This is a genomic window from Marinimicrobium alkaliphilum (assembly GCF_003259155.1).
GTDB classification, from domain to species: Bacteria; Pseudomonadota; Gammaproteobacteria; order Pseudomonadales; family Cellvibrionaceae; genus Marinimicrobium_A; species Marinimicrobium_A alkaliphilum.
This window is the reverse complement of record NZ_QGMQ01000005.1, coordinates 78,579-103,154: the sequence shown is the minus strand read 5'-3', so window position 1 is coordinate 103,154 and position 24,576 is coordinate 78,579. Positions and strand designations below refer to the sequence as shown.

Here is a 24,576-nt window from a genome sequence, read left to right as displayed (position 1 = left end):
GGGGGCGCGCTGCCGCTATTCGTTGAGCGTGACGATGCTGATGATCGCGTCGGTCTCGCTGAGCGTCAGTCTCGTCGCGCGAGCGGGGTTGAGGTGGGTTTTCTCTTGCGCCAGAATGCCGAGCGCCGTTTCGCCACAGGCGGCAGCGGCCAACTGCAATTGCTCAAAGTTGAACGTGCCTGGCGAGAGCCCATACTCGTCCAGGCGACGATAAGTCAATTCCGGACCGCCGGCCGTAAACAGCTCATCGACCACCGGGCGCAATTCCCGGCGCAGCGCCACCTGCGCCAGTATGTGGCTCAGCAGCAAAGGGCCGATGATCACTTCACCCAGGCGTTGTCCCATAAGCCGCTCGTTGTTCGGATCGGAAAGTTCGATCAGCAACTGTTTCTGCGCCGGGTCATTGCGCAGGCGCTGCTCAAGCAACAGATAAGCGACCATTGAACGCGCATCGGCCTCTTCACCCGAGCCCAGTCGTTCGCTGCTCATCAGCATGATGCTGTCGAAGGGGGCGAGATCAATCTGTTCCAACTGGTGCGCGTTGGTAACATCCGCTTGCAGGTGTTCGCAGGTTACGCCCGGCCAGCTACAGGACGAATCCTCGAGGTATTGGACGCGCTCGGCAATCGACCGTGTCGAAACGACAGTCACCTCATAGCGATCGACCGCGTAGGTGGACAGCTCGGCGAGCAGCGTGGGTATCTTGCGGCTCCAGCCCAATACCAGCAAGCGTTTGTGTTGCGAAGCGCCGGGGCTGATCCTGCGCCCCGGCGCGGTGGGTGCCGCCGGTTTGCCGGTCGGGCTGCGCTGGGCGGCTTGATCGTAGCTGGCGGCGAGCATGACCAGTGCATCATCGTTCTCCATGCGAAAGCCGGGTTCGGGGTTGAGTATGGCTTGCGGATCATTGCCGCGACCGCGCACCACGCCACAAAAAATGCCCTCTTGCAGTTCAGCGCGCAGTTGTTCGGCGGTCATACCGTCAAACGCGACATCCCGAAAGATGTAGAAACTCTGGCCGATGTCGTGACTGAGCAGCTCCGCATACACGCCCGACAGCCCGGGATGGCGAAGGGTCTGCACCATCAGCCGACTGATAAAAGCATCGCCGGGTACCACTTCAACGGGCCCCTGATAAGCGCGTTGCGCGATGGCAACGTGTTGGGGTTCCTGCAATTCGGCCACCACAAACGGATGACGTTTGCCCAGGCGTTTGGCTTCGGCGTCGAGCGACAGCAGTGTTTTGATGGTTTCAATGTCGGATGAAACGTGATTGGTTTGGGAAAAGCTGTGGCCCGGAACAATCACGGCGGCCGCGTCCAGACAGGCGGCACGGTGCAGGTGGTCATGGTTGAGGGCCGATCCGGATCGTAAAATGGTGTGCCGACGGTGTTGGCGTAAACCGGTGTCTGTGCGCAGCAGCTCGTGGTGAGTGCTGTCGAGTTCTTCGGCAAGAATCACCAGGTTGAGTTGTTCGCGTGCCCCCAGTCGGCGCAGCAGGCGTTTGACCCGGCCTTCCGCGAGCCACAGCTCACGGGCAATGGTCTGGGTCCGGTTGGTCCAACCCAATATGACGATATGATGTTTGAGACTGACGGGGGTGAGACCGCGCTCGAGCAGGCGCATCTGGGAGAACAGCCACTGGGTCATGATCGCGATCAGTGAGCCCATAAACAGCACATAGCCACTGACGGTGAGGAAGGTGGAGATCACGCGTGGGCCAAAACCCTCATCGTCACCCAGGTAGCCGGGGTCGGTCAGGCGCAGAAACGCCCACCAGATACTGTCCAGCAACGTCTGTTCGGCGTCGAAAACGCGCAACAGAAGACCGCCAGTGGCCGAGATCAAGCCGATGAATGCGACCATCAACAGCAACTGATAATGAGGCCCCCGGGTGAAAAAACGTTCCAGCAGATAGCGCAAGCGGTTAAAGAGGTTTCCTGGCATGTGATTCCTGAAGATTCCGGACCGAGCGTTTACGTCGCCGGTGGCTGAGTGTTTAAATGGTCCTTACCGCGGGTCGATGTTCGCCCGGCGGCCAGGTAGAGGCTTGCTCCTATTATGATTCATATTTCAGCACGTGCCAGTATTCCTGAACAGGAGTTGGAATGGCAGTTTATTCGTTCCGGCGGCGCCGGGGGGCAGAATGTCAACAAAGTCTCCACGGCGGCGCAGCTGATTTTTGATATTCGGGCCTCCAGTCTGCCGGAGGCCTATAAACAGCGGTTGCTCAAACGCAGCGACCACCGGATCACCCCCGGTGGCAAAATCGTCATCAAATGCCAGGAAACCCGCAGCCAGCTCACCAACCGTGAGCGCGCCCTGGAGCAGTTCATCGCGCTGGTACGCAGCGCCGGCATCACACCCAAAAAACGTATCCCCACCCGCCCGACCCTGGGCGCCAAGCGCCGCCGCCTGGAAGGCAAGAAAAAGCGTGGCTCCATCAAGTCCGCGCGCGGCAAAGTGGACCTCGACTGACCCGAATCAATAGGGCCAGTCGCGGTTCCTGGCATCGGCCCTCGATATGTCATACAATTAAACCGATCCCCTGTTGGCGCCCTTGCGGTGCCTGCCCATTTTAATAACGCCAGGGCTCGCGAGCTGGATGCTCGAGTGTTGTCAGCGATCGAGCCCGAAAAGGGACCTGTTTATGGCTTTCTCCACGATCCAGGGCGCGGCCTGCGTGTTGCTGGCTGTCTTGTTAGTACTTCCCCTCGCCGCCAGCGCAGACGATCTTGACGCTTTGGTGCGCCAATACGCCGACACCCCAGCGACCTCTCTGATGCAAATCTCCCCCAGCGGCGAGCTGATCGCATTTCGGCGGGTGGATGAAGATCAGGACCTGATACTGGTGTACTCACTGACCCGCCAGGCGGTGGTGTCCGGCGCCGATGTCAGTGCGATTGAGGTGTCGCGCCTGCGTTTTACGGGAGATGACCAACTGTTATTTTCTGCCTATGAATATAAACGGCTGCGCCGATTTCGAGGCGAGCTACCCTTCAGCAGCGTCTACTCGTTGTCGGTTGCCTCGGGTGAGGTTGAGCAGCTTTTGGTGTCGGGGGAGCGCACCTCCGGATCGAATCGAATATTGCCCTTGCCGACGATGCAAAACAGTATTGCGGGGGTCTCTTCCGATGGCGAGCAGGTGTTTCTAGAAGCCAGGATTGGTCAGATCAACAACTGGCGTAGAAACCAGATGGCGCTACTGGCGTTTGATATCGGCGAGGATCGCGGGAGTCGTGGATCGCGGATCGCGGCTCAGGGGCGCTTAGTGACTCGTCAGTATTTCCTCGATTCCGAGGCACAGGTGCTGGCTCGTGAGGATGTGGGTTACCGGCGTTCATCACACCGCATTTCAGTGCCCGAAGGCGACCGTTGGCGAACGGTATACGAGAGTGAGGACTTGGGGTCTTTTCGGGGCACTCAGGGCGTCATGCCCGGCCACGAACAGCTCCTCGCGTTGGTGGTCGATGCTGAAAGCGGGCAACGCCAACCCATGGCCCTGTCGCTGGCTAATGGAGAGTGGTCGGCACTAAACCATGCCCAGCCGGATCGGAGTATCAGCCGGACAATTACGGATATCAATCGGGTTGTTCAGGGGCTTATCTACGCGGGGTTTGCGCCGTCTTACGCGATTTTTGAGGCCGACATCAATCGCCGGGTTGCCGCAATTGTTGAGGCCTTCGATGGCCACCATGTGAATGTCAGAGGATGGTCTGACAGCGGTGACCAGGTGTTGGTTGAGGTGTCCGGCCCGGAAACGGCGGGCGACTTTTACCTGTCTGAACCGGGCGAGCCCCTACAGCGTCTGGCCCAGGCGCGCCCGGCATTGGGGGGCGACGACATCCACCCGGTGGTTGCCATCGAATACCCGGGAGAGGAAGGACTCATGATTCCCGCGCTGCTGACGGTCCCGAGAGCTCACGCCGCTAACCCGGAGAGCTTGCCGTTGGTTGTGTTGCCGCATGGGTCGCTCGATCGCCACAATGCTTTGGCCTACGATCCCTACCGGCAAACGCTGGCGGCACGGGGCTATATGGTGTTGCAGCCCCAGTATCGCGGGACCGCCGGTTTCGGCGCGGCGCTCTACGACGCGGGAAAGGGCCAGTGGGGGCAAAAAGTTCAAACCGATCTGGCGCAGGGCGTTGCGTATTTGTCTGAGGCGGGCATGATTGATCGCGAGCGGGTCTGCATTATGGGGCTGGACCTGGGCGGGTACCTCGCCTTGGCGGGAGCCGCCTTTACGTCCGGCGTCTATCAATGTGTGGTCTCGGTCAACGGGTTTGGGGACCTGCAGGCTTACCTTGAACGTCAGGCGGACTTGTATGGGGAGGACAGCGCCCGGGTACAACGGTTGATGGCTCTGACCGGTGCTGCCGACGCGGGCGACGAGCATTTGCTTCAACAGTCTCCGGTCACCTTGGGAGGCGCGGTAGACGCCGATGTGCTGTTGCTTTACTACAAAACGTTTGACGAAGCGGCAAAGGCCACCGAAGCGCTGAGAACGCAATGGTCAGAGCACGAGGTGAAGGTCAGCGTAGACGGGGTGGGTGAATCGGAACATCAACTGTCGAGTAGATCCAGGCGTATGGGTGTTTTGCGGAGTACGCTGGCATTTTTGGATGTCCAAATTGGACCCGAGCGGCAGATCGACGCGGAAGATCCTTAAGAGCGCTGCCTATCTACGCCTATCGGCCCCCCAGCCTGTTGGAGTGTTTTGATGACGCCCTTTGTTATTCGACGTTATCTGGTGTTGTTTCTGTGTGTACTGCCGTTTCCGGCTCAGGCCGAAGAAACCCCCTGGCAAGACGCCTTCTCGGCTGATGCCGAACAGCTGACGCGCCTGCGCTCGGTGATTATCGCCCATCAGGGGGAGCCGGTGTTCGAGCGCGTATTCAGGGGGCCGGGGTTAAGCGATCCCGTCAATATCAAATCGTTGTCTAAAACGGTGTTGGCGGCCCTGGTGGGGGCGGCCATTGATCGGGGGCTGATCGACAGTGTCGATCAACCCGTGGTGGACCTGTTGGGTGACCGGGTGCCGGACAATGCCACCGAGGGCGTCGAACAGATCACCGTCGGACACCTGTTGTCGCTCCAGGCCGGATTGGAGCGTACCTCCGGCCGCAACTACGGGCGCTGGGTGGTCAGTGACAACTGGGTGGAGCACATTTTGACCCGGCCCTTTGTGGATGAGCCGGGCGGACGCATGCTCTATTCCTCCGGCAGCACCCACCTGTTGTCGGCGGTCCTGACCGAGGCCAGCGGCAAAAGCACCCTGGCGCTGGCGCGGGAGTGGCTGGGCGAGCCACTGAATATCGCGATCCCCGCCTGGCCCCAAGACCCGCAAGGCATCTACTTTGGCGGCAACGACATGCGGCTCTCGCCCCGGGCATTGCTGGTTTTTGGGGAAATGGTCCGCCGGCAAGGCCGTCACGGCGAGCGTCAGGTGTTGTCCGCCGACTGGGTGGCAGAATCCTGGCAGGGCAGGGGCCGTTCGGCCTTTACCGGCGACCCCTATGGTTATGGGTGGTTTGCGCTGGAGTTGGCAGGAGAGCGGGCCTACTACGGCCGTGGCTTTGGCGGCCAGGTGTTGTATGTGTTGCCGGATCTGGGGGTGACCGCCGTATTCACCGCCGATCCCGAGCCGCCGTCACCGGGTTCGCGCTATCTGCGCCAGATCCATGGCCTGCTAGCCAGCCATGTGATTCCGGCGCTGCGCGCCGATTAGTTCTCCAGCAATTCGATCAGGCGCCGACCGATCTCGGCATTATCCACAAAGCCCGCGAAGCGCTCCCGGTGTGCGCCGTAGGCCAGAATGGGCACATCCACGGCGGTGTGCCCGCCGCTGGTCCAGCCGGTGTGGGAGCGGCGGTTGATCAGGTCCTTGATGGCATCGGCCAGGGGGTCCTGGCCCGCGGCGCGGGCGCGATACAGGGCGGCCTTCTCCTCGTCTTCCAGGGTCAGGCCGGTATTGTCCAGCCAGGTCTGCTCCCAGGTCTCGCTCTCGCGCAGCAGCCGGCTGAGTACGCCTGCCGAATGCTTCACGTTCCGGATCACGTCCGGCAGCCATTGGTACTCGTTGTTGGCGCCCACTGACAGACCGCCGGTTTCATGGTCGCCGGTAATCACCAGCAGCGTATTGGGGTTGTTGCGGATGAAGGCCTTGGCCACCCGCGCCGCCTCGGCAAAGTCGTGCATTTCCGCCAGGGTGCAGGCGATGTCGTTGGCGTGGCTGCACCAGTCGATCTGACTGCCTTCGATCATCATCACAAAGCCCTGTTCATGACCGTCGACGAGCGCCAGGGCCCTTTCGGTCATACGTGCCAGTACGCGTGCTTCCGGGTTGTCCAGGGCGTGGGGCAGGCCGGAGTCAGCCAGCAAGGCCAGGGCCGGGGCCCGGGACAAGGCCTCCAGCGCTACCAGGTTGTCGGCATAGGTGTATCCCTCGGCTTGCAGCGCTTCCACCAGATTGCGATCCTCGCGGACCATGTTGCGCTTGCCGCCGCCGAAAATCACATCGACGGGCAGGGCATCGCTCATGGTGTTGTCCATCAGGTGGTCGGCGATTGCACCGTAGGCATGGCGTGAGCGGTGGTGGGCAAAGAACGAGGCTGGCGTGGCGTGGTACACCTGCGAGGTTGCCACGACGCCGGTCAGCATGCCCCGGGCCTTGGCGGCGTGGAACAGGGTTCGTAAGGGTTCACCGTCGCAGTCCACGGCGATAGCCTGGTTGCAGGTCTTGTGACCGGTGGCCAGTGCTGTGGCACTGGCGCCCGAATCGGTGACCACCGTATCGTCGTGGGGTTGTGTGCTCGACATGCCTACCACCAGGCGATCCAGAATGGTGGGCGGTGCCTCGTAGGCGGGTCCCTGATGCTGATAGTGGCGGTAGGCGGTCAGGTGGGCCGGACCCATACCGTCGCCGATCATCACGATGATGTTGGGCGCTTCGGCAAAACTGGGGCCGGCAACCAGCGCAAGTGCGGCAAGGGTCAATCGAAGACGACGCATTTGTTATTCTCCCTGAGGCCAATTGGCACGAGATTGCTCTTGTTTGTGGAACAGGGTACCTTTAAAAGCATCATGAATACAGCCATCCCCAAAGGGCGTGTCCCGTACACGTCCTTACACGCTATGGACGCTCTGCAGTGGCCAGAATGGACCCGGCGCGCCTCTTACACCGCGATTGCGGTGATGGCGGGGCTGCTCTACGGCCTTTCGGTGGCCGTCAGCCTGGCGCTCGCCAACGTTTCGCTCAGTGTCAGCACCATCTGGCTGGCGAGCGGCGTAGGCCTGGCGGCGGTGTTGATCTGGGGTTACTGGTTACTGCCGGTGCTGCTGCCGGTACACATCATGGTTGCCGTGGCCATGGGCAGTGTCGGCCTGCTCAATCAGGCCGTGATGGCACTGGTGGCGGTCACCGAAATGGCCGTTGCGGCGCGTCTGCTGCAGGGCGCGGCGATGCGCCGACCACTGGTGTTTGATTTGCGCGGTACCGCCTGTTTTGCCCTGATCTGTCTGTTGCTGGTCCCCCTGTGTGGCGCCCTGGTGGCTACCGGCTGGCTGTGGTTGCGCGGCGTCATCGAGGCGCCCGACGTGCCGGTGATTGTGCACAACTGGTGGTTGAGTGTGGTACTGGGCATTTTGGTGGTGGTGCCGCTGATTAATCACTGGCTGGTTCACGGAGCCCCGCGTTTCCATAGCCGGCGGCGGGATGCCTTTTGGGTACTGCTGGCGCTGATGGTACCCAGTGGCCTGATTGTCGCGTATCAGTTGAGCGCTGGCAGCCCGGTGCAGGCGCTTTTCTACGGCGCCTTGCCCGCTCTGCTGTGGGCGGCCGTGTTCCTGCGTGAAACCGGGGCGGCAACGGCGCTGGCATTGTTGGCTGCTGCTGCGCTGGGGGTCAACCACGGCTTCCCGGAGCTGGCGATGCCTATCTGGGGTGTGGGTGCTCACCTCGCCGCTTTTGGCTTGATGGCTCACGTCATTGCCAGTAGCCAGCACCCGAGTCCAATCCCGCTGGCTGACCGATAACAACGCACGCCCTCTTGAATTGCGATGAAAAGTCCCTCAAACTTGGCCTGATTGAATTATCAGATAAATAAGTTTAATTTACATTTGTTGATAGTCTAAAGGACTATTTTGCCTCGGGGTTGTGGCACAATCGTCCGATAATGCGAGCGGCGCGCGACGCGCGCGACTTCCAATAAGCGATAACCGGAATTATCCACCATGCCTGCACGCCATGATTTGGGACGCCAGTGGCGGTCCTCGATGTTGTCACCACTTTTACCCTTGTTGGCCGCTCTGCTCTTGACGGCCTGCAGCGACAAGCCTCGAGAGGCGTCCGAGACGCCAGACGCTCAGCCGCGCACCGAGCTCGATTTTGACGCCGAGGTCAAAACACTGAGCGCCGAAGAGGCCCGGCGCACCGCCGACCGTATTCGCCAACAAGCCAACCTGGCTCCGGCCGAGGGTCTGGAAATTTCCCTGTGGGCCTCTGAACAGCTGTTGAAAGACCCGGTCGCCATCAATATCGATTACCAGGGGCGGCTGTGGGCGGCCATTACCCACCGCAGCAACAATTCCGAGTTCGATATCCGTGGGCGTTCCGAATGGATGGATGCTTCCCAGGGCTTTGAGTCCGTCGAAGATCGGCGCGACTTCCTGCGTGCGGCGTTGGCGCCGGAGCGCAGTGATGACAACCCCTGGCTGCCCGATCGCAATGAGGACGGCGTGCGTGACTGGCGTGATCTTGCCGTGGTGCAGGAAGAAGTTCTGCTGATAGAAGACACCCATGGTGATGGTCTGGCGGACCGGTCCAGCGTGTTTATCCGGGCTTTCGACAATGAAATCACCGATGTTCTCGGCGGCATTTTCTACCATAACCAGCGCGATGAGCTGCATCTGTCCGTGGCCCCGGATCACTGGCGGGTCAAGGACACCACCGGCGATGGCAAGGCCGATACCAAGGAATCCCTGAGTCACGGCTTCGGTGTCCATATCGGCTTCAGTGGCCACGGCATGTCCGGCACCACCTTGGGCCCTGATGGCCGCATCTATTACGGGATCGGCGACATCGGCGCCAATATCGTCGACGATCAGGGGAATAATCACTACTACCCCAATGAAGGGGTGATTGCCCGGAGCGAGCCTGACGGCAGCAACTTCGAAATCTTTGCGGCTGGTCTGCGCAACACGCACGAATTCACCTTCGATCAGTACGGCAACCTGATCAGTGTCGACAATGACGGCGATCATGAAGAAGAGCACGAGCGCGTGGTGTACCTGGTGGATGGTTCCGATACCGGCTGGCGCATCAACTGGCAGTTCGGCAAATACACCGATCCCAAAAACAACACCTACAAGGTATTGATGGAAGAGGGCTACTACAAGACCGCCTTCGATGGTCAAGCGGCGCATTTGTTGCCGCCGATAGCCGCCTACCACAGCGGCCCGGCAGGCATGACCTTCAACCCGGGCACGGCGCTGGGGGAGGAATGGCGCAACCACTTTTTCGTCGCCGAGTTTGTCGGCACGCCGACCCGCTCGGGCATTAACGCCTTTACTCTGGAGCCCAGAGGGGCGTCCTTCGCGCTGGCCTCGGACCGCAATGTCATGCGCGGTATTCAGGTGACCGGTATGGACTTTGGTCCAGACGGGGCGCTCTACTTCGCCGATTGGATCGACGGCTGGCACCGCAACCAGCGCGGTCGGGTCTGGAAGCTCGACATCGAGCTGGATGCCGATGCCCTGCGCCGGGAAACCCAGCAACTATTGGCCGCAGACTTTGATCCCAACACTGTCGGTGAGCTGGCCGAGCTATTAGCCCACCCGGACATGCGCGTGCGCAGCAAGGCCCAGTTTGAACTGGTGGAGCGCCGTGCGGGCGATACCCTGCTGCAGGTCGCCCAGACCCACGCCGACCAGTTGGCGCGCATCCACGGCCTTTGGGGTCTCGGGCAACTGGCGCGGGCGGACCAGTCGCAGGCCGCTGTTTTTGAGGCTTTTCTGACCGACGAAGACCCTGAAATCCGCGCCCAGGCCGCCCGCCTGTTGGGCGACGTGCGCTATGCCCCGGCGCTGCCCGCCCTGAGCGAGCGTGCGCTCGACGACAACGCCCGAGTGCGCTTTTTTGCCGTTGAGGCTCTGGGCCGGATCGGTGATGAAGCCGGCCTGGAGGCGGTGCTGGCGATGCTTGAACACAATGATGATGAAGACGTCTATTTGCGTCACGGTGGCGCCATTGCACTCGAGCGCATCGGTGCCGTAGAGCGCATCGCAGCGCTGGCCGAGCACGACTCGCGCGCCCTGCGCATTGCGGCGGTGGTGGCGCTCAGGCGCCTGGGTGACCCCGCCATTGCCCGTTTCCTGGACGATGACGACGAGTTTGTCGTGACCAACGCCGCCCGGGGCATTAACGACGATCTGTTGATCGAAGCCGCCGTGCCGGCGCTGGCGGCCATGCTGGATCAGGACCGTTTCACTAACGAGGCGCTGCTACGCAGGGCCATCAACGCCGCCGTTTACAGCGGCACCCGCGAGGATGCCGAGCGGCTGGTGCGCACCGCCCGCAACGCCCGCATTGATGCGGCGCTGCGCGGTGAGGCGCTCAACGCGCTGGCGACCTGGCCCGAAACATCTATTTACGACCGGGTCAGCGGCTGGCAGCGGGGCGCGGTCAGCAATGACCTTGCCGATGCTCAGGACAGTCTGGGGGCTCACTACCAAACCCTGCTGCAGGACCCCGATCACCCGGTGCGCACCGCCGTGGTCAACGCCCTGAGTGGACTGGGATTTGAGGGCGCTCTGCCCGCGATTGACCAGTTGCTCGACCACGACCCGGCGGAGGCCGTGCGTGTGGCGGCTCTGGATGCCCTGGTCAGTCTCGGTCACGGGGACATGCGCGACGCGGTGTTTCGCGCGCTCAACGATCAAAGCCAGGCCGTGCGCTCCCGGGCCTTGGCCATGGTGCCCAACCTGGACGTGCCGGTAGAGGATGTGGTCGCGATGCACGCGCTGGTGATCGAGAATGCCAGCGTGGCTGAACAGCAGACCGCGCTGGCATCCCTGGCCACGATCGATGCCGAGCCGGCCCACGCCTTGTTGCGCGAGCGCTTGAGATTGTTGATCGCGGGCGAAATCATTCCCGACGTACAGCTGGATCTGGTGTTGGCGGCCGAGGCAGTGGACGATGACAATGTCAACGAGCTGTTGGTTCGTTATCAAGCGAGCAAGGACGAGAACGATAAGCTCGACCTGTTTCGTGAGTCTCTTTACGGCGGCAATTGGGGAGCGGGGCGTTACACCTATCGCTTCAACCCTGCGGCTCAGTGCGTGCGCTGTCATGTGGTCGGAGAGCGGGGCAGTCACGTGGGCCCGGAGCTGACCTACGTCGCCGACCGCCTGAGCCGCGAGCAGTTGCTTGAAGCCATGGTCGACCCTCACGCGCGCATAGCCGCGGGGTACGGCAACATCGCGCTGACTACGACCGACGGTGAACGCGTGGAAGGATTTTTTGAAGCCGAAACGGGCTCTACCGTCACCGTGCTAGTGCAGGGCGAGAGCCGCACGGTGGCGCGCGCCGACATCGCCGAGGCGAGCTATTCGCCGTCGGGTATGCCGGCCATGGATCGGGTGCTATCCCGTGAAGATCTGCGCAATCTGGTGGAGTACCTCTCGAGCCTGAGCGAAGAAAACTGGGACTCGGGAATGCACTGATGGGCACACCCCAATGATCGATAACTAATAACAGGAGTCACACGATGAACTACCGCAAACAATTGGGCTTTGCCGCCATCGGCGCATTCGCCGCCGCGGCCCTGAATGCCTCCGCTGATCACCACAGTGACTGGGTGGATCTGTTCAACGGCAAGGATATCGACGCTTGGACCGTAAAGTTCACGGGTTACGACGTGGGCGTCAACGCACGCAATACCTTTCGTGTGGAGGACGGCATACTGAAAGTCCGCTACGACGAGTATGAAACCTTCGACAATCACTTTGGGCATATTTTCTATAAAGAGCCTTTCTCTTATTACAAGCTCGAAGTGGAATACCGCTTTGTAGGGGAGCAGGTGGCCGAGGGCCATGATTGGGCCTATCGCAACAACGGCATCCTGTTTCACGCTCAGGCCCCAGAGACCATGACCCGGGATCAGGCGTTTCCGGACAGTATCGAATACCAGATCCTCGGGGGCGACGGGGACAACGAACGCTCCACCGGCAACCTGTGTACGCCCGGTTCCAGCGTGATTATGGATGGTGTATTTCGCCCGGAGCATTGCATTGAATCCGGTGGTCCCACCCTGCACGGTGATCAGTGGGCGACGGCCAAAATCATCGTCCATGGCAGTGAGCGTATTCAGCACTTCGTCAACGGTGAGAAAGTCATGGAGTATACCCACCCCATGCTTACCGAGGACGGCAGCTTGATGGGCGGTGGCTATATTTCGCTACAGGCGGAAAGTCATCCCACCGATATTCGCGCGGTGCGGATACTCAACCTCGAGGGTTGCATGAATCCGGAATCGGACAACTACAAAGACCACTTCGTCCGTCATAACGCCGAGAGCTGTTAATCGCGTTTCTCTTCAAAAGCCCGCCGCTCTGGCGGGCTTGTCCTACATTTGTACGATAGTGACCCTCGCTCCACACGCCTACCATGGGTGGTTAAACGCGCCGAATCTTGGATCGGCCTAGTGCGAGGGCTTGCAAAATGACTTCTACTCAGACTTCTTTTCTCTGGCTGTTCCTGTGCAGCTTATTCCTGTTCGGCTGCTCTGGTTCCAGCGACGATACGCCCAGTGGCGATACCCATACGCCGCCGACGGATCAACCCTCCGACGATGACCCCAGCGACCCGGATGACCCCAGCGAACCGGACGAGCCGAGTGACCCGGACGAGCCAACGGATCCCGGCGATCCGGGTTCGCCCACTGATCCCGCGCCACCTACTGACCCGGTAACCCTGAGCGGGCAGGTGGTGAATGGCCCACTCGCCAATGCGGCGGTGCTGATCAAATCCTCCGCAGGTGATCTCTTGGCGGAAGCCGAAACCGACGGTGAGGGCCACTACCAGGTGACCCTGGAGCACGCGGGCCCATTCTGGGTTGAAGCGCAGGGCGGTCTGTTGAATGGCACTCCTTACGAGGGCGAGCTGCGCGCCCATTGCTCCAACCCGGAAGGCTGCCACGTGACACCGTTCAGTACCGTCGTCGCCGAGTTGGTCGACAATGCGCAGCTCGACGAAGTGGACGCCCGTACCGAACTGGGCAACCGCCTCGGCTGGCATGGCGATCCCTTTGTGGCTGAAGTACCCGAGGGTACGGCCTTTGATATTGAAGCCGTGCGCGCGACGCTCGCCGGGGGCACGGGTGTCGCCAATTGGGTTGAGAACTTTGTGCACTGGTTTAACGATGAAAACCTGATTGAGCCGATCGGGGTCATCATCGATACCACCGTACTCGATCCGGTGTTTGTCCCGGACAGCGACTGTACCGAGCTGAGTGTCGACAGTGAAACACCCCATTACCTGGCGGCCACGCGCGCCCAGTTGGTCGATGCCTTGACGGACCCGGACGACAAAGCCGAGGACGGTCGACTGGTCATTGGCATTACCGCCGATATCACCGTTATCGTGGACTCCCCTGACGAGGAGCTGGTCTACGAAGGCGACGACGATCTGGTGCTGATTGGCTGGACCGATGACGATACTCGCCCGACTCTCAGCGGCGGCGACCGTGGACGGATACTGATTTTTCTGACACGTGAGGCGCAGCTCACCCTGGCTGGGTTGGAGTTTCGGGACGGGTATTCCTTGAACTCGCCCCGGCGCAGCTTTCCAGACTCCTTTTATGGCGGCGCTGTGCGCAGCCGCAGCCTGGAGCCACTGATCGTTTACGACAGTGTTTTCTTCAACAACCGGACCAATAACCGCTCTGGGGTTGGCTCGGTGGCGACCGGACGCGGGGGCGCCATCTTTGCAGAAGGCCCTTTACTGGTGGCTCACTCACACTTTGAGCATGGCAACGCCCAGAACTACGGCGGCGCGCTTCACTCCGCTGAGTCCGCCAGCGTCTGCCACTCGGCGTTTCTCGACAATGAACAGAGCGCACCCGGGCACGGGCACAACACGGCCAAAAGCGGCGGCTCGGCGATCAGTGTCTGGGGGCAGGGTGGGCTCCAGGTTTACGATACGCTGTTTGAAAACAATACCGCCAGGGGTGAATACGGTGGCGCCCTGTTCAGCCGCGCGGCCCGGGTGGGTGGCCCTCACCGACCGGCAGGCGAAATTCGGGTCGGTCACTCGATATTTCGCGACAACCACTCCCTCGACGGCGCCGCGACCCTGATGAGTTCCGGGATCGTACCCGATGTTTTCGGTGGGGAAACCATTGACGGTGGCCATATCCGCATCTATGACAGCGAATTTGAAAACAATACCACCGAGAGCGGTACCATCATGCGTGCCGTGGAAGCCAATATCTACCTGTTCAACTCCCGGCTTGAAGGCAACGATGGCGATACCCCCGTGGCCATGATTGAAGCCAGCGGTGGCCAGTACCGGGGCAACAGCTTTATCGACAACGCGCAGCCGGTGATCGAAGGGCCGTTGCGCAACCTGGGGGCCAACAGTTTCGAGGGCAATCGCAATCCCTCCCTCGGGCCCGAGGGCCGTATCGCCTTCTATCACGACGGCGCTCTGCGCCTGGTTGACCCAAACGGCAGTAACCTCGAGACCGTCAAAAACGTAACCTACTTTGACGCCTCGCCGACCTGGTCGCCGGATGGTGACCAGCTCGCCTATGTGGATGGCGTTTACGGCATTGCGGATTTGTGGCGTATCGAACTGGGATCTGGCCAGGTTCATCGACTCACCAACAACCCTAATGTCATGGCCGAGTCGCCCACATGGTCGGTTCAGGATGAGATTGCCTATGTACGCAAAGTCACTAATGTGGCGCACACGCCCTTCCTGATTTACGTCACCACGCCCAGCGGCGGTGACGGCAACCAGATCAGTGGCGGTGTGGCTGCATCGGATCACGAACGTTGGCCGACCTGGTCGCCCGACGGTGAAACCCTGATGCTATCGGTGCGTGAAAATGTCGTTGATGGCCTCGAAGATGGTCCTCCGAGACTCTATACCATGAGCCGGAGCGGCGCCAACCGGGATCGCAAGGGCACGGGTTTGAACAACGCTATTGAGTCAGTGTACGCCCCCGACGCCAACGCCATTGTGTATGTGAGAGACGGCGAGCTGGTGCACCGCGCTCTGGCCACCGGCGATGAGCAGACCCTGGGCGCGGGGCGCTCGCCCAGCTGGTCACCGGACGGACGCTGGCTGGTGTTTGAGCAGGACGATAGTCTGTACCGACTCGACCTGGATGCCGACGATCCGGAACCGATTCTGATCACTGAAGGGCGCACACCGGCCTGGTCACCGTAAGGTAAGGTTTTTGCTGAAGACGGCGCCAAACAACCGGGTTTGGCGCCTGTATCATTATTCCGGGCAGGCTCGTGGCGCTCGACTATACTAAAAGTGTTTTTGTTAAAAAGTGTTAGCCGCCATGGAAACGGATATCAGTGAAAACATCAGCGAGTTTCTGCTCGCCATTCACGACGCCAGCGCCCGCCTGTCCGCCGAGGATTTTCAGCACTGGACGCTCAAGCAAGTGCGCCGTTATATCGATTTCGACTTCGCCATTTGGGGTGCCGGCGATCGCGACGACCGTGACCTGCACACGGTCACGGTACTCGATCAGACCAGTAACCTCTTCGCCACCTGGGAGCCGGTCAAGCAGGAGGATCCGTTCGCCGACCTGGTGCTTGGCAATGCGGGTCGGACCTGGACACTGAACGACGTACCCGATATCGAGAGCTCCCGTGCCTACAATGAGCACTGGCGCCTATACCGGGCTCAGCAAATGATGTCCACCATGCAAGCCGACCCCGCCACGGGGCTGCATGTGTTTGTCACCTTGGTCAGAGATAGGCCGGAGGGGGCATTTACCGAGGCCGAGATTCGCTTTAAAAACCTGATCACTAAACACCTGCTTCTTGCCGCTCACCACAACGACCGTTTCAATCTCGAGCGCGCTGCCGCCAGTGCCGCGCTGGTAGATCGGCGAGGCGTGGTCCACGCCGCATCAGGTGATTTCAAAACGCTTGCGCAGCAGACCTGGGGGCGCCCCTACTGTCAGCGCCTACCTGCTCGGGTCACCGCCGCGCTCTGGAGTAATGGCTGTTTTCAGGCGCCCTCCCTGGAGCTGCAGGCAGAGGCGGCCGGTTCCCGTCTGTTGGTGCGCGCTCGGGAGCGAGTCGCCATGCCACTGAGCGAGCGTGAACTTGAGGTCGCGTGGGCTTATGCCCGAGGCCAAAGCCACAAAGAAGTGGCCAAAGACCTGGGGGTTTCGCCCACCACGATTCGCTGCCATCTGAGTCGGGCTTACCGCAAATTGGGGGTCGGGGATAAAGGCGCGCTGGCGGTCTGGTTGAGCCAGCAGAATTAAGTAAAAGTTTGTTACCCGGGCATCCAGGTTACTGTTCGCTTCGCTATACTGAACCGACAGTCAACAAGGAGTGCCCATGACCCCGTTTCGTCCCTATTTGCTGGCGTTTGCCAGTGTCGTCTGTGTTCCATTTGCCTCGGCGGATCAGCACCGACCGCTCAGCGTGACCGTGGAGGGTGGCGCCGCGTCTTTCACCCGCAACGACGTGCGTATTCCCAACGACGGCGGCACCCGCTACGACATGCTCAATTTGACCGGCGAGGGGCCGGACCCTTACGCGCGATTGTATGTGCACTACGCTTTTAACGATCGCCATTCCCTGCGTCTTAACCTCGCGCCCTTGCAGTCCAGCGGCACTGGGGAGTTTGCAGAATCCGTGGACTTTGTCGATAGCACCTTTGCCGCTGATACCCCGACCCGGGGCAGCTACCGCTTCAATACCTACCGACTGACCTACCGGTGGCTGTTTCATCAGAGCGAACGCTGGGACTGGGGCGTGGGCGGCGCGCTCCTGGTGCGTGACGCCAAAGTTGAACTGACACAGGGTGACCTGAACGCGCTGGATGACGACGTGGGCGTAGTGCCTCTGTTGCACCTCTACGGTGCCTACGACTTGGGCGACGGCTGGTCATTGGTACTGGATGTGGAGGGGGCGGGCGCCCCGCAAGGCCGGGCTATTGACGCTGCCTTGCAGGCCCACTATCAACTCGATCGCCACTGGTCCCTCGCCGGCGGTTACCGGATTCTCGATGGGGGAGCGGACAATGACAGTCTGTACACCTTTGCCCGCGTGCACTATGCGCACCTGGCTGTTGGGTACCGCTTCTGATGGCCGTCGTGCGGTGGTTGGCACCCCTCGCACTCGGACTCACAAGTTTTGCCGTCCAAGCCGATGAATTGCACTTGGGGGTGGGAATCTGGAAAGAGGATGTCGATGGCGTCCGCTTGGCCTACCGCAGCAGCGCCTATGACGCGGTGACGCTGCCCAATTGGTTGGGCTCTCCACGCCTGTACGCGGAGTACTCCGTCAGCCGGCCGCGCATCAGACCTGTGGACGACGAGCGCGATGCCCTCTGGGTGTACGGTATCAGCCCGGTACTCCAGTGGCATATCGCGGGCGAACAGCGCCCGCTCTACATCGAAGGCGGCATTGGCGCTGCCTTTGTCAGCGACACCCGTATCGGCCATCGACTGCTCTCCACCCACTTTCAGTTCGAGGACATTCTCCGTTTCAGTTGGCAGTTCAGTCCCGATTCAAGTGCGCGTTTCAGTCTTATGTATGTACACTACTCCAACGGCCGCATTTCTTCGCCCAATATGGGTATCAACCTCGGCCTGCTTTCACTCAGCGTTCCGCTTTAATTCAATGGGGTCAGAGTCAATTGACAGCCCCGAGCGCCAATGCTCACGTAGGTCGGATTAGGCGCAGCCGTAATCCGACAAAGCACCTCCCAGTCCCCGGCGAGACTCCCAATGTTTGAGTAGGTCGGATTAGGCGAAGCCGTAATCCGACAAAGTGCTCCCAGACGTGACGAGCCAGCGTCCCGGGTCTATAGTGCAAACCAAACACACCCAACTCAGGAGCAAACTATGACCACCCTGATCATTGGTGCCCACGGGCAGATCGGCCAGCTACTGGTAAAGGAACTGGCCGACCACCACCAAAAACCGAAGGCGATGGTGCGCAACAAACAACAGGCCGAAGCTGTCCGATCACTGGGCGCGGATCCGGTTATCGCCGACCTTGAAGCAGACTTTGCCCACGCGTTCGAGGGTTGCGACAAAGTCGTCTTCACCGCTGGTTCCGGTGCCAAAACCGGTCCGGATAAAACCATCCTGGTAGACCTGTGGGGCGCGATCAAAGCGGTGGATATCGCCAAAGCCAAGGGGATCAAACAGTTTGTGATGGTCAGCTCGCGCGGCGCCGAAGACCCGGAGGCCGGTCCGACAAAGATCAAGCACTACACCGTGTGTAAAAAACTTGCCGATGACCACCTGTTGGCCAGCGGTGTTCCTTACACCATTCTGCGTCCCGGACGACTGACCGATGACGACGCCACCGGGCGGGTACGCAGCCAGTGGCCGGACAATGCCGATGACCAGTGGATCTCCCGGGCCGACGTCGCTCTGGCCATAGAGCATTGCCTGGACTCTCCTGGCACCCTCGGTAAGGTTTACCCGTTGTTTCATGGGGAACAACCGATCAGTGCGTGTTTGGGTTGAGGGTGCGCAATAAACACACACCGGTTATCGTGAAAAGCGCCAAACGCAGGAAGGGGAGTCGTCTACTAACGCCATTTTTTTGGGCGAAGAAATTTTCGCCATCGGTGCTTTTTTACACTCTCCGGTCGGGACCAGCTGGCGTCTTTACTCTTGTAGTGAGCAATGCCGTTTCGCTCCAGCCGCAATCGCCAGAGTTGTGCGCTGGCGTCCTCTTCTTCGGGTTCGCGGGTCACCAGGAGTAGGTTGTAGTCCTGTTGTCGCTCGATCGAATGGGTCTGAATTACATCATCCGTGCCCTCATCATTCGAGTAAGCAAACATTCGATCTCGACTGACCTTGATCATCTCGCATATCGCTTCAAAGTCCAGGGTTATTGTCTCCCTGATTTCGTCGTGCTCCAGCGCCGCTTTGTCAGGGTTGAGGAGCGAACGGTAGCAGATTACTTGAGCATCGTCGCTCTTGGCAGATTGCATCGCGTTATCAGCGACGCGGCGCGACAAGCCTGAGAGATTGCGATAATCCACCCAGATCAACTGCTGAGCCACTTGTTTCCAGATATAGGGTATCTGCAAGCGAACACGCCATTGGGGCTTTCCCTTGCGCAGCCGACGCGTAATGACATTGATCATGTCTTCTCGCACCATATCACGCACCGCATACATCAGCGCGATGCCGAACAACAAGGTGATGGATAGGGTCTGACTGCCGTGGCGGGCATTGAACAGGACATAGGTGAGCAGCAGCATGATCACCAAGGTGCTTCCGGCCTTGACCAGGTTGCGCGTGTGAGCCCCCAATTCGGTGATTTTTGACCGCAGGGACGCCGGGTACTCCAGCAACCGGTTATAGAGGCTCATTCGGTTCCAGAGTGCCGTCGGTGTCCCCTGAAAATCCCGGACATAGTCGTGAGCCTTGCGGTGGGACTTTTCCTGCTGAAGAAAGTCTGTCAGGCTCTGTTTGATCTCGTCGTCGAGCGTGACGTAAGACTCCAAGGTCATGCATTCCAGAAAGAACTGCTCTGCAAACCAGGAGAAATAGATATCCATCTGGCGAAAATAGCGCTTCTGTCTTCCCTGTTGGGGTACCGTGTCGCGCAAGCGTTGTGCGAATGCCTGGCTCAGCCGCAGGGCGCGCGTAATCGACTCGGTGGGGTTGTCGGCGCTCTGCATCTGCTGCCGCAACCGACCCATGGACGCCTTGTAGCGGAACAGCCATGAGCCGTTAGTGAGCTCGAAATACGGGGACAAGAGTGCGTAGGATTCGTCGCTCTTGCTCGCCCGATCGTTGGACTGCAGCCCCATCAAACCAAAACGGTGAGAAACGGAGCCAAAGAAAAACTGATCCTCAGGCAGGGTCTTAGCGGAGAATTCCGTATCGGGTGGAATAAACAAATACAACTCAACGTTGTGCTGTCCAGGTGTCTTTACGGTACGGGTCAGCTGTAACTGATAATCACCTTTGCGCTTTAAAGAAAACACCTCTGCCTCCAGACACCAATGACTTTATTTCGGTACGTCTTTCTATGGTAGTGTAACCTATTGTCTTTATTATATTTTATGGTACATCCTAGTGCGCTGAAAGCTTTATTAGGGTTCCTGCGTGTTGTGCGCCGCATAACGTGCCATCTAGACCTATTGATTCACAACGGAATTGGCGACTTATACGATCATAAATCTTCGGATTTCTGTGTAAATAAGGTCTCTATGCCGGCCGCGTAAAGTCCTCTATACTCAGAGCCGCAGCGTAGGCTTGGCCCAGACAGCGTGTGCCCTGGGGCAGGGCAGCTGGCAATAATCACAAAAAGGAGTTCCCAATGAAATTACTCATACGCGTGTTGCCGGTCTTGCTGGCGACTGCCAGTATTGTCGGTTGTGCCACGCAAACCCCACAGATGGCCGAAGTCGAAAGCGGCATGTCCCCTGAAGAGCAGCGTGTCGCCCAACAGGCCGCGAGGGATGCCGAGCAGGAGCAGATCTCCCTGGCGCTGAAAAGGAAAATCGCCGTGGGTCGAATCTCCAATGAAACCCACTATGGCCGCAGTTTGCTGCGCACCGGTACTACCGATGAGTTGGGTAACAAAGTCACGGACATGTTTTTGCAGTCGCTCACCAACAGCGGCAATTACCTGATTTTCGAACGCCCCGATCTCGCTCTGTTGACCCGCGAGGCGGAGCTGTCGGGTCAGGAGATGAATTTGACCGGTGTCGATACCCTGGTCATCGGATCCTTGACCCAATTTGGCCGTGCCACCACGGGTGAGACCGGTTTTTGGTCTTCCACCAAACGTCAGGAAGCCACAGCAACCGTCGACTTGCGTCTGGTCGACGTCAACACCGGACGCGTCTTTGCCTCCGTCACCGGGGCGGGCTCCTCTGCAACGGAAACCGGACGCACCATGGGCTTTGGTTCTGTTGCGGGCTATGACGGCAGCTTGAACGATCAAGCCATCGCCGCGGCTGTGGTCGCGGCAGTCGACAAGATGACCGGGTTGTTCCTCGATCGACCCTGGACCGCGGATGTCCTGGCTCAGGAAGAAGATCAGATCTTCATCAGCGGCGGAGCCAGTCAGGGCGTTCGGCCGGGGATGGTGTTTGAAGTCCAGACCAAAGGGCGATCTGTCCGGTCGCCGACCACAGGCTCGACTATCACCTTGCCCGGTAACAAAGTCGCCGAGCTGGAGATCGTCGGCTTGTTTGGTGATGATCCACTGGATCAGGGTGCCTACGGACGTCTTGTGTCGGGCTCGATCGCGGATAAGAACCTTGACGAGTTGCAGGTGAGGGAGATGGGCCAATGAGAGTTTTCATTCTGGTAATCAGTTTCTTACTGCTCGCAGGCTGCGTGCAATCGCCTACGCGTACCACACAAACCGTTGATGATCGCCCGGGCCTCACCTTCAATGTTCATGACCGCGCCGCCGAGCGCTATGAATTGAGAGTGGATGGTGTCTCCTACGGTGAGGTGGGGCAGTACCTTGAAGGCGAGAACCTGCTCAAGCTGGTCGACGGAACCCATGTCATTGAGTTGGTTTCGAACGGCTCGGTCGTGTACCAACAGAGAATCTACCTGGGCGCAGGCGTCAATCGGGTCATTACAGTAGGTCCCCATGAATAAGCTGCTTCTCGTCGCGATCGCGGCGCTGTTGGCGGCCTGTTCAGCTACGCAAACCTTGTACAGTTGGGGCCCGTACGAAGAGACGCTCTTCATTCATTACCATGAACCCGGACTTCGGGAAGACGCACTGACAAAATACATTGCGTTCATTGATTCGGGGAGCGTCATCGAGCCAAAGTTGGCCCCTGGGCTTTACGCCGAGGCGGGCACCTTTATGCTGGAGCGGGGAGATATTGAAAGCGCCCTGAAGTTCTACCGGTTGGAGTATGAAGCCTGGCCGGAAAGTCGCCCGATGCTCAGTGCCCTTATCGAGAACCTGGAGAGCTCACTATGATCCGCAAAGGAATGGCCACGCTCAGTGTTATGGCCCTGCTCTGGTTGTCGGGTTGTGCGGTAAACCCCGTCGATGAAAATCGGTTGGATAACTTCCACGCGGCAAAACCGCGCTCAATCCTGATCGTTCCCGTGGTCAATGATTCGACGGACGTTCATGCCTCAACGTCCGTACTGGCGACCCTGCCATTCCGTTTGGCGGAACTTGGCTACTACGTCTATCCCGTCAACACGGTGAAAACCCTTCTGGAGTACGAGGGCTATTACGAACCGGCGGAAATTCACAACCAGCCATCCGAGCAGTTGGCTCAGCTGTTCAGGGCTGACGCCATACTCTATGTCACCATCAGGGAGTGGACATCGCGCTATGTGTTGGTGTCCACGACCACCGAAGTGGATTTTGAGTACCGCATCGTCAATGCCGATGGCGCCGAGCTCTGGTCCGCACGCAAAAAACTGCAGTACACGCCCCAAAATAACAACAATGCTGGCCATCCGCTGGCGAATCTCATTGCCGCCGCGGTGAGTGCCGCGATTGAGCGGGCATCACCCAACTACCTGCCGTTGACCCGGCAAGCGCACAATGAGGTATTTAATGGGCAGGGGATTGGGCTTCCGCCAGGGCCTTACAGCCCACGCTATGGTGAGTATTACCTGGAGAATTAGAGCGCCATCCCGTTCCTCGGGATGGCTCGCCCTTACCCATTTGAAATTTACTGCGCCGCCGCATCCCAGACACGGCCCGATGCGGTACCGTCGTCGGCGGGGTTAAAGACTTCAACCGCCATGACCAGATAGGTGGGGTCATCGCTGGCATTGAGGTTGTTCATGTCCGGAATAATCCAGCCGGTTTCGGCCCACGCCTTCACGTGATCCGCGAAGATGATCTCGTGATCTTCCCCCAGTGGCCGCTGCTCAGCGGGTTTGCTCCAGTATTGGTAAAAGGTGGATGGCCCGTTAATTGACGGCTTGTCATCCCGTACTGAGCGGTAGGTGGAATACTCGATGCCATTGCTGACAAAGGTGGTTCCGTATTCAGCATTCTGACTGGGATCGTAAGTCCATCGCTGTAGGACGTAATATTCCACCAAGTGAGCCGGATCGGAGGTAGGCATGGTCTCATCGTATCCCCAGCCGTACAGGGTAATGTAGCTGGCGCCACTGTCTTCATCGAAGCGATAGCCGATCATCCGGTCCTCATCACCGTAATGCCAGCCAGGGCCGCCGACATAATTGTAGCCACCGCCCTCCCAGCTGACGCTGAATTCACCCTCTGGGCTCAGCGTCAGCGATGCTGAACCGCCGTCTTTCCAGTGCGTAAAGAAAAAATCGCCCACATGGCCGGTGGCGTGGCTTTGGGTGATGACCGTCGTCTCCGGGAACCTTTGGGTGTAGGCTTCAAACTTGTCCAGAGCGCCGGGTGCTGCTGCCTGCGCCTCATATCCAGTCGCTTCCGGGGTCTGCGGGCCCTCTGTGCAGCCTGCGAGGCTGAAGATGGCCAGCACGGCCATAGTCTTTATTGGGGAGTAATTGCTCAAACGGTTATCCTCCATCGGTGTAAGTCAGCCGGCCCTTCTCAATCAGGGAGTGGGCAATAAAATTACAGTAGTCAATGTGACTATAACAGATTGAGGCAGTTATACAAACCAAATCCAGTAATCAAGGGCCAAAGCCTGCACCCGCCGGGGCGCAAACGCCCCGGTTTTTGCTGTTGATATTCTAGAACCTGAAGCCTAGAGAAAGCGCAAGATTCTTGACCTCATGGTCAACCGCTATGCCTTCCGCCGAGACTCCCATCTCCGTCATGGTATATTCAGCGCCAATACTCACCTGAGGGCTAACGTCATACTGCAAACCTATGCCATAGTAAATATCGTTGCCGCTATCATCTGCTGTAAACACTTCGCCAGGAAACGCTGAGTCGGTTCCCCAGAATTCCACATCCCAGATCCCGACGCCGATGCGGCCATGCAGAGTGATGCCACTATCCAGCGGAAGCATCCCTTTTACCCCAAGATTAAATGCTGTAGAGCTGACCTTGTTGTTAATGGTGTCTCCAAAGCTGTCAATATAGGTATCATCCGTTTCGCCATAATTGTGATAAGCGATTTCCAAGGCTAGGTTTTGGTTAACTCGGTACGAGCCCCGAATGCCTAGTGAGAGATCGTCACCTGACGTTGACTCTGATTCTCCCATAAACGTAGTCGTCGACTTTTGATCGGCAGTACCCAGTAGAAGTTCGGCTGAAAGTTGGCCGTCGGCAGTAGCCGGCGCTGAACATACCGCAATGATCAAACCTAACGCTCTTTTTCTCATGGTTTTTCCTTTTGTTTTATATGCTTCGTAAAAAGCAACAATGATAAACAGCACTAAACGCATTCATTTGCTGAAACAT

At 59.2% G+C, this 24,576-nt stretch carries 20 protein-coding genes; 15 read left to right on the top strand and 5 right to left on the bottom strand.

All coding sequences use genetic code 11. The features are described from left to right. Positions 1 to 15: 15 nt before the first annotated feature. Positions 16 to 1,944 carry a CASTOR/POLLUX-related putative ion channel gene (locus DKW72_RS09655; RefSeq protein WP_111642153.1) on the bottom strand — a complete coding sequence of 643 codons (1,929 nt, stop codon included), beginning with the start codon at positions 1,942 to 1,944 and terminating at the stop codon, positions 16 to 18. Positions 1,945 to 2,058: 114 nt separating this feature from the next. Here DKW72_RS09655 and arfB point away from each other — a divergent pair, with 114 nt between their 5' ends. The 3 genes from arfB (at position 2,059) to DKW72_RS09640 (ending at position 5,725) form a co-directional block, all read left to right on the top strand. Next, positions 2,059 to 2,475, top strand: coding sequence for an alternative ribosome rescue aminoacyl-tRNA hydrolase ArfB (gene arfB, locus DKW72_RS09650; protein ID WP_111642152.1), 417 nt, complete (start codon positions 2,059 to 2,061; stop codon positions 2,473 to 2,475). A 172-nt stretch (positions 2,476 to 2,647) separates the two neighbouring features. Beyond that, positions 2,648 to 4,666 (top strand): alpha/beta hydrolase family protein, encoded by a 2,019-nt coding sequence (locus tag DKW72_RS09645; RefSeq protein WP_157960451.1) that lies wholly within the window; start codon positions 2,648 to 2,650, stop codon positions 4,664 to 4,666. Between the two features lie 51 nt (positions 4,667 to 4,717). After that, positions 4,718 to 5,725 carry a serine hydrolase domain-containing protein gene (locus DKW72_RS09640; RefSeq protein ID WP_111642150.1) on the top strand — a complete coding sequence of 336 codons (1,008 nt, stop codon included), beginning with the start codon at positions 4,718 to 4,720 and terminating at the stop codon, positions 5,723 to 5,725. Here the strand turns inward: DKW72_RS09640 and DKW72_RS09635 are convergent. Beyond that, positions 5,722 to 7,008, bottom strand: coding sequence for an alkaline phosphatase (locus DKW72_RS09635; RefSeq protein ID WP_111642149.1), 1,287 nt, complete (start codon positions 7,006 to 7,008; stop codon positions 5,722 to 5,724). The genes DKW72_RS09640 and DKW72_RS09635 overlap by 4 nt on opposite strands. A 45-nt stretch (positions 7,009 to 7,053) precedes the next feature. Here DKW72_RS09635 and DKW72_RS09630 point away from each other — a divergent pair, with 45 nt between their 5' ends. From DKW72_RS09630 to DKW72_RS09595, 8 genes are all read left to right on the top strand, one after another. Further along, complete coding sequence (locus tag DKW72_RS09630; protein ID WP_232522376.1) at positions 7,054 to 8,031, top strand: MASE1 domain-containing protein; 978 nt, start codon at positions 7,054 to 7,056, stop codon at positions 8,029 to 8,031. Between the two features lie 240 nt (positions 8,032 to 8,271). Then, positions 8,272 to 11,718 (top strand): HEAT repeat domain-containing protein, encoded by a 3,447-nt coding sequence (locus DKW72_RS09625; RefSeq protein WP_198411298.1) that lies wholly within the window; start codon positions 8,272 to 8,274, stop codon positions 11,716 to 11,718. Positions 11,719 to 11,762: 44 nt separating this feature from the next. After that, the gene (locus tag DKW72_RS09620; RefSeq protein ID WP_111642146.1) at positions 11,763 to 12,578 is read left to right on the top strand and encodes a 3-keto-disaccharide hydrolase; all 816 of its coding nucleotides are present in this window, start codon (positions 11,763 to 11,765) and stop codon (positions 12,576 to 12,578) included. A 137-nt stretch (positions 12,579 to 12,715) separates the two neighbouring features. Next, positions 12,716 to 15,448, top strand: coding sequence for a PD40 domain-containing protein (locus DKW72_RS09615; protein ID WP_111642145.1), 2,733 nt, complete (start codon positions 12,716 to 12,718; stop codon positions 15,446 to 15,448). Between the two features lie 121 nt (positions 15,449 to 15,569). Further along, positions 15,570 to 16,511 carry a response regulator transcription factor gene (locus tag DKW72_RS09610; RefSeq protein ID WP_111642144.1) on the top strand — a complete coding sequence of 314 codons (942 nt, stop codon included), beginning with the start codon at positions 15,570 to 15,572 and terminating at the stop codon, positions 16,509 to 16,511. A gap of 76 nt (positions 16,512 to 16,587) precedes the next feature. Continuing rightward, positions 16,588 to 17,340, top strand: coding sequence for a hypothetical protein (locus tag DKW72_RS09605; RefSeq protein ID WP_111642143.1), 753 nt, complete (start codon positions 16,588 to 16,590; stop codon positions 17,338 to 17,340). Beyond that, the gene (locus DKW72_RS09600; RefSeq protein ID WP_111642142.1) at positions 17,340 to 17,873 is read left to right on the top strand and encodes an acyloxyacyl hydrolase; all 534 of its coding nucleotides are present in this window, start codon (positions 17,340 to 17,342) and stop codon (positions 17,871 to 17,873) included. Before DKW72_RS09605 ends, DKW72_RS09600 begins: the two co-directional genes overlap by 1 nt. 228 nt (positions 17,874 to 18,101) lie before the next feature. After that, entirely contained in the window at positions 18,102 to 18,734 is a 633-nt protein-coding gene (locus DKW72_RS09595) for an SDR family oxidoreductase (RefSeq protein ID WP_111642141.1), read from the top strand. 65 nt (positions 18,735 to 18,799) lie between these two features. On the opposite strand, the gene DKW72_RS09590 is transcribed toward DKW72_RS09595, so the two are convergent. Continuing rightward, positions 18,800 to 20,212 (bottom strand): hypothetical protein, encoded by a 1,413-nt coding sequence (locus tag DKW72_RS09590; protein WP_111642140.1) that lies wholly within the window; start codon positions 20,210 to 20,212, stop codon positions 18,800 to 18,802. A 335-nt stretch (positions 20,213 to 20,547) separates the two neighbouring features. Here DKW72_RS09590 and DKW72_RS09585 point away from each other — a divergent pair, with 335 nt between their 5' ends. Genes DKW72_RS09585 through DKW72_RS09570 form a run of 4 tightly spaced genes read left to right on the top strand, consistent with a single transcriptional unit; the run spans position 20,548 to position 22,847 of the window. Beyond that, complete coding sequence (locus DKW72_RS09585; RefSeq protein WP_111642139.1) at positions 20,548 to 21,531, top strand: CsgG/HfaB family protein; 984 nt, start codon at positions 20,548 to 20,550, stop codon at positions 21,529 to 21,531. Next, positions 21,528 to 21,848, top strand: a complete 321-nt coding sequence (locus DKW72_RS09580; RefSeq protein WP_111642138.1) for a hypothetical protein — start codon at positions 21,528 to 21,530, stop codon at positions 21,846 to 21,848. The genes DKW72_RS09585 and DKW72_RS09580 overlap by 4 nt, the downstream gene beginning before the upstream one ends. After that, complete coding sequence (locus DKW72_RS09575) at positions 21,841 to 22,182, top strand: DUF4810 domain-containing protein (RefSeq protein WP_111642137.1); 342 nt, start codon at positions 21,841 to 21,843, stop codon at positions 22,180 to 22,182. The genes DKW72_RS09580 and DKW72_RS09575 overlap by 8 nt, the downstream gene beginning before the upstream one ends. After that, on the top strand, positions 22,179 to 22,847 hold the full coding sequence (locus DKW72_RS09570; protein WP_198411297.1) for a DUF799 domain-containing protein: 669 nt from the start codon (positions 22,179 to 22,181) through the stop codon (positions 22,845 to 22,847). The genes DKW72_RS09575 and DKW72_RS09570 overlap by 4 nt, the downstream gene beginning before the upstream one ends. Positions 22,848 to 22,894: 47 nt before the next feature. On the opposite strand, the gene DKW72_RS09565 is transcribed toward DKW72_RS09570, so the two are convergent. Beyond that, positions 22,895 to 23,719 (bottom strand): glycoside hydrolase family 11 protein, encoded by an 825-nt coding sequence (locus tag DKW72_RS09565; protein ID WP_198411296.1) that lies wholly within the window; start codon positions 23,717 to 23,719, stop codon positions 22,895 to 22,897. A 181-nt stretch (positions 23,720 to 23,900) separates the two neighbouring features. Then, positions 23,901 to 24,560: a porin family protein gene (locus tag DKW72_RS09560; RefSeq protein WP_111642135.1), complete on the bottom strand. Its 660-nt coding sequence runs from the start codon at positions 24,558 to 24,560 to the stop codon at positions 23,901 to 23,903. Positions 24,561 to 24,576: the final 16 nt, after the last annotated feature.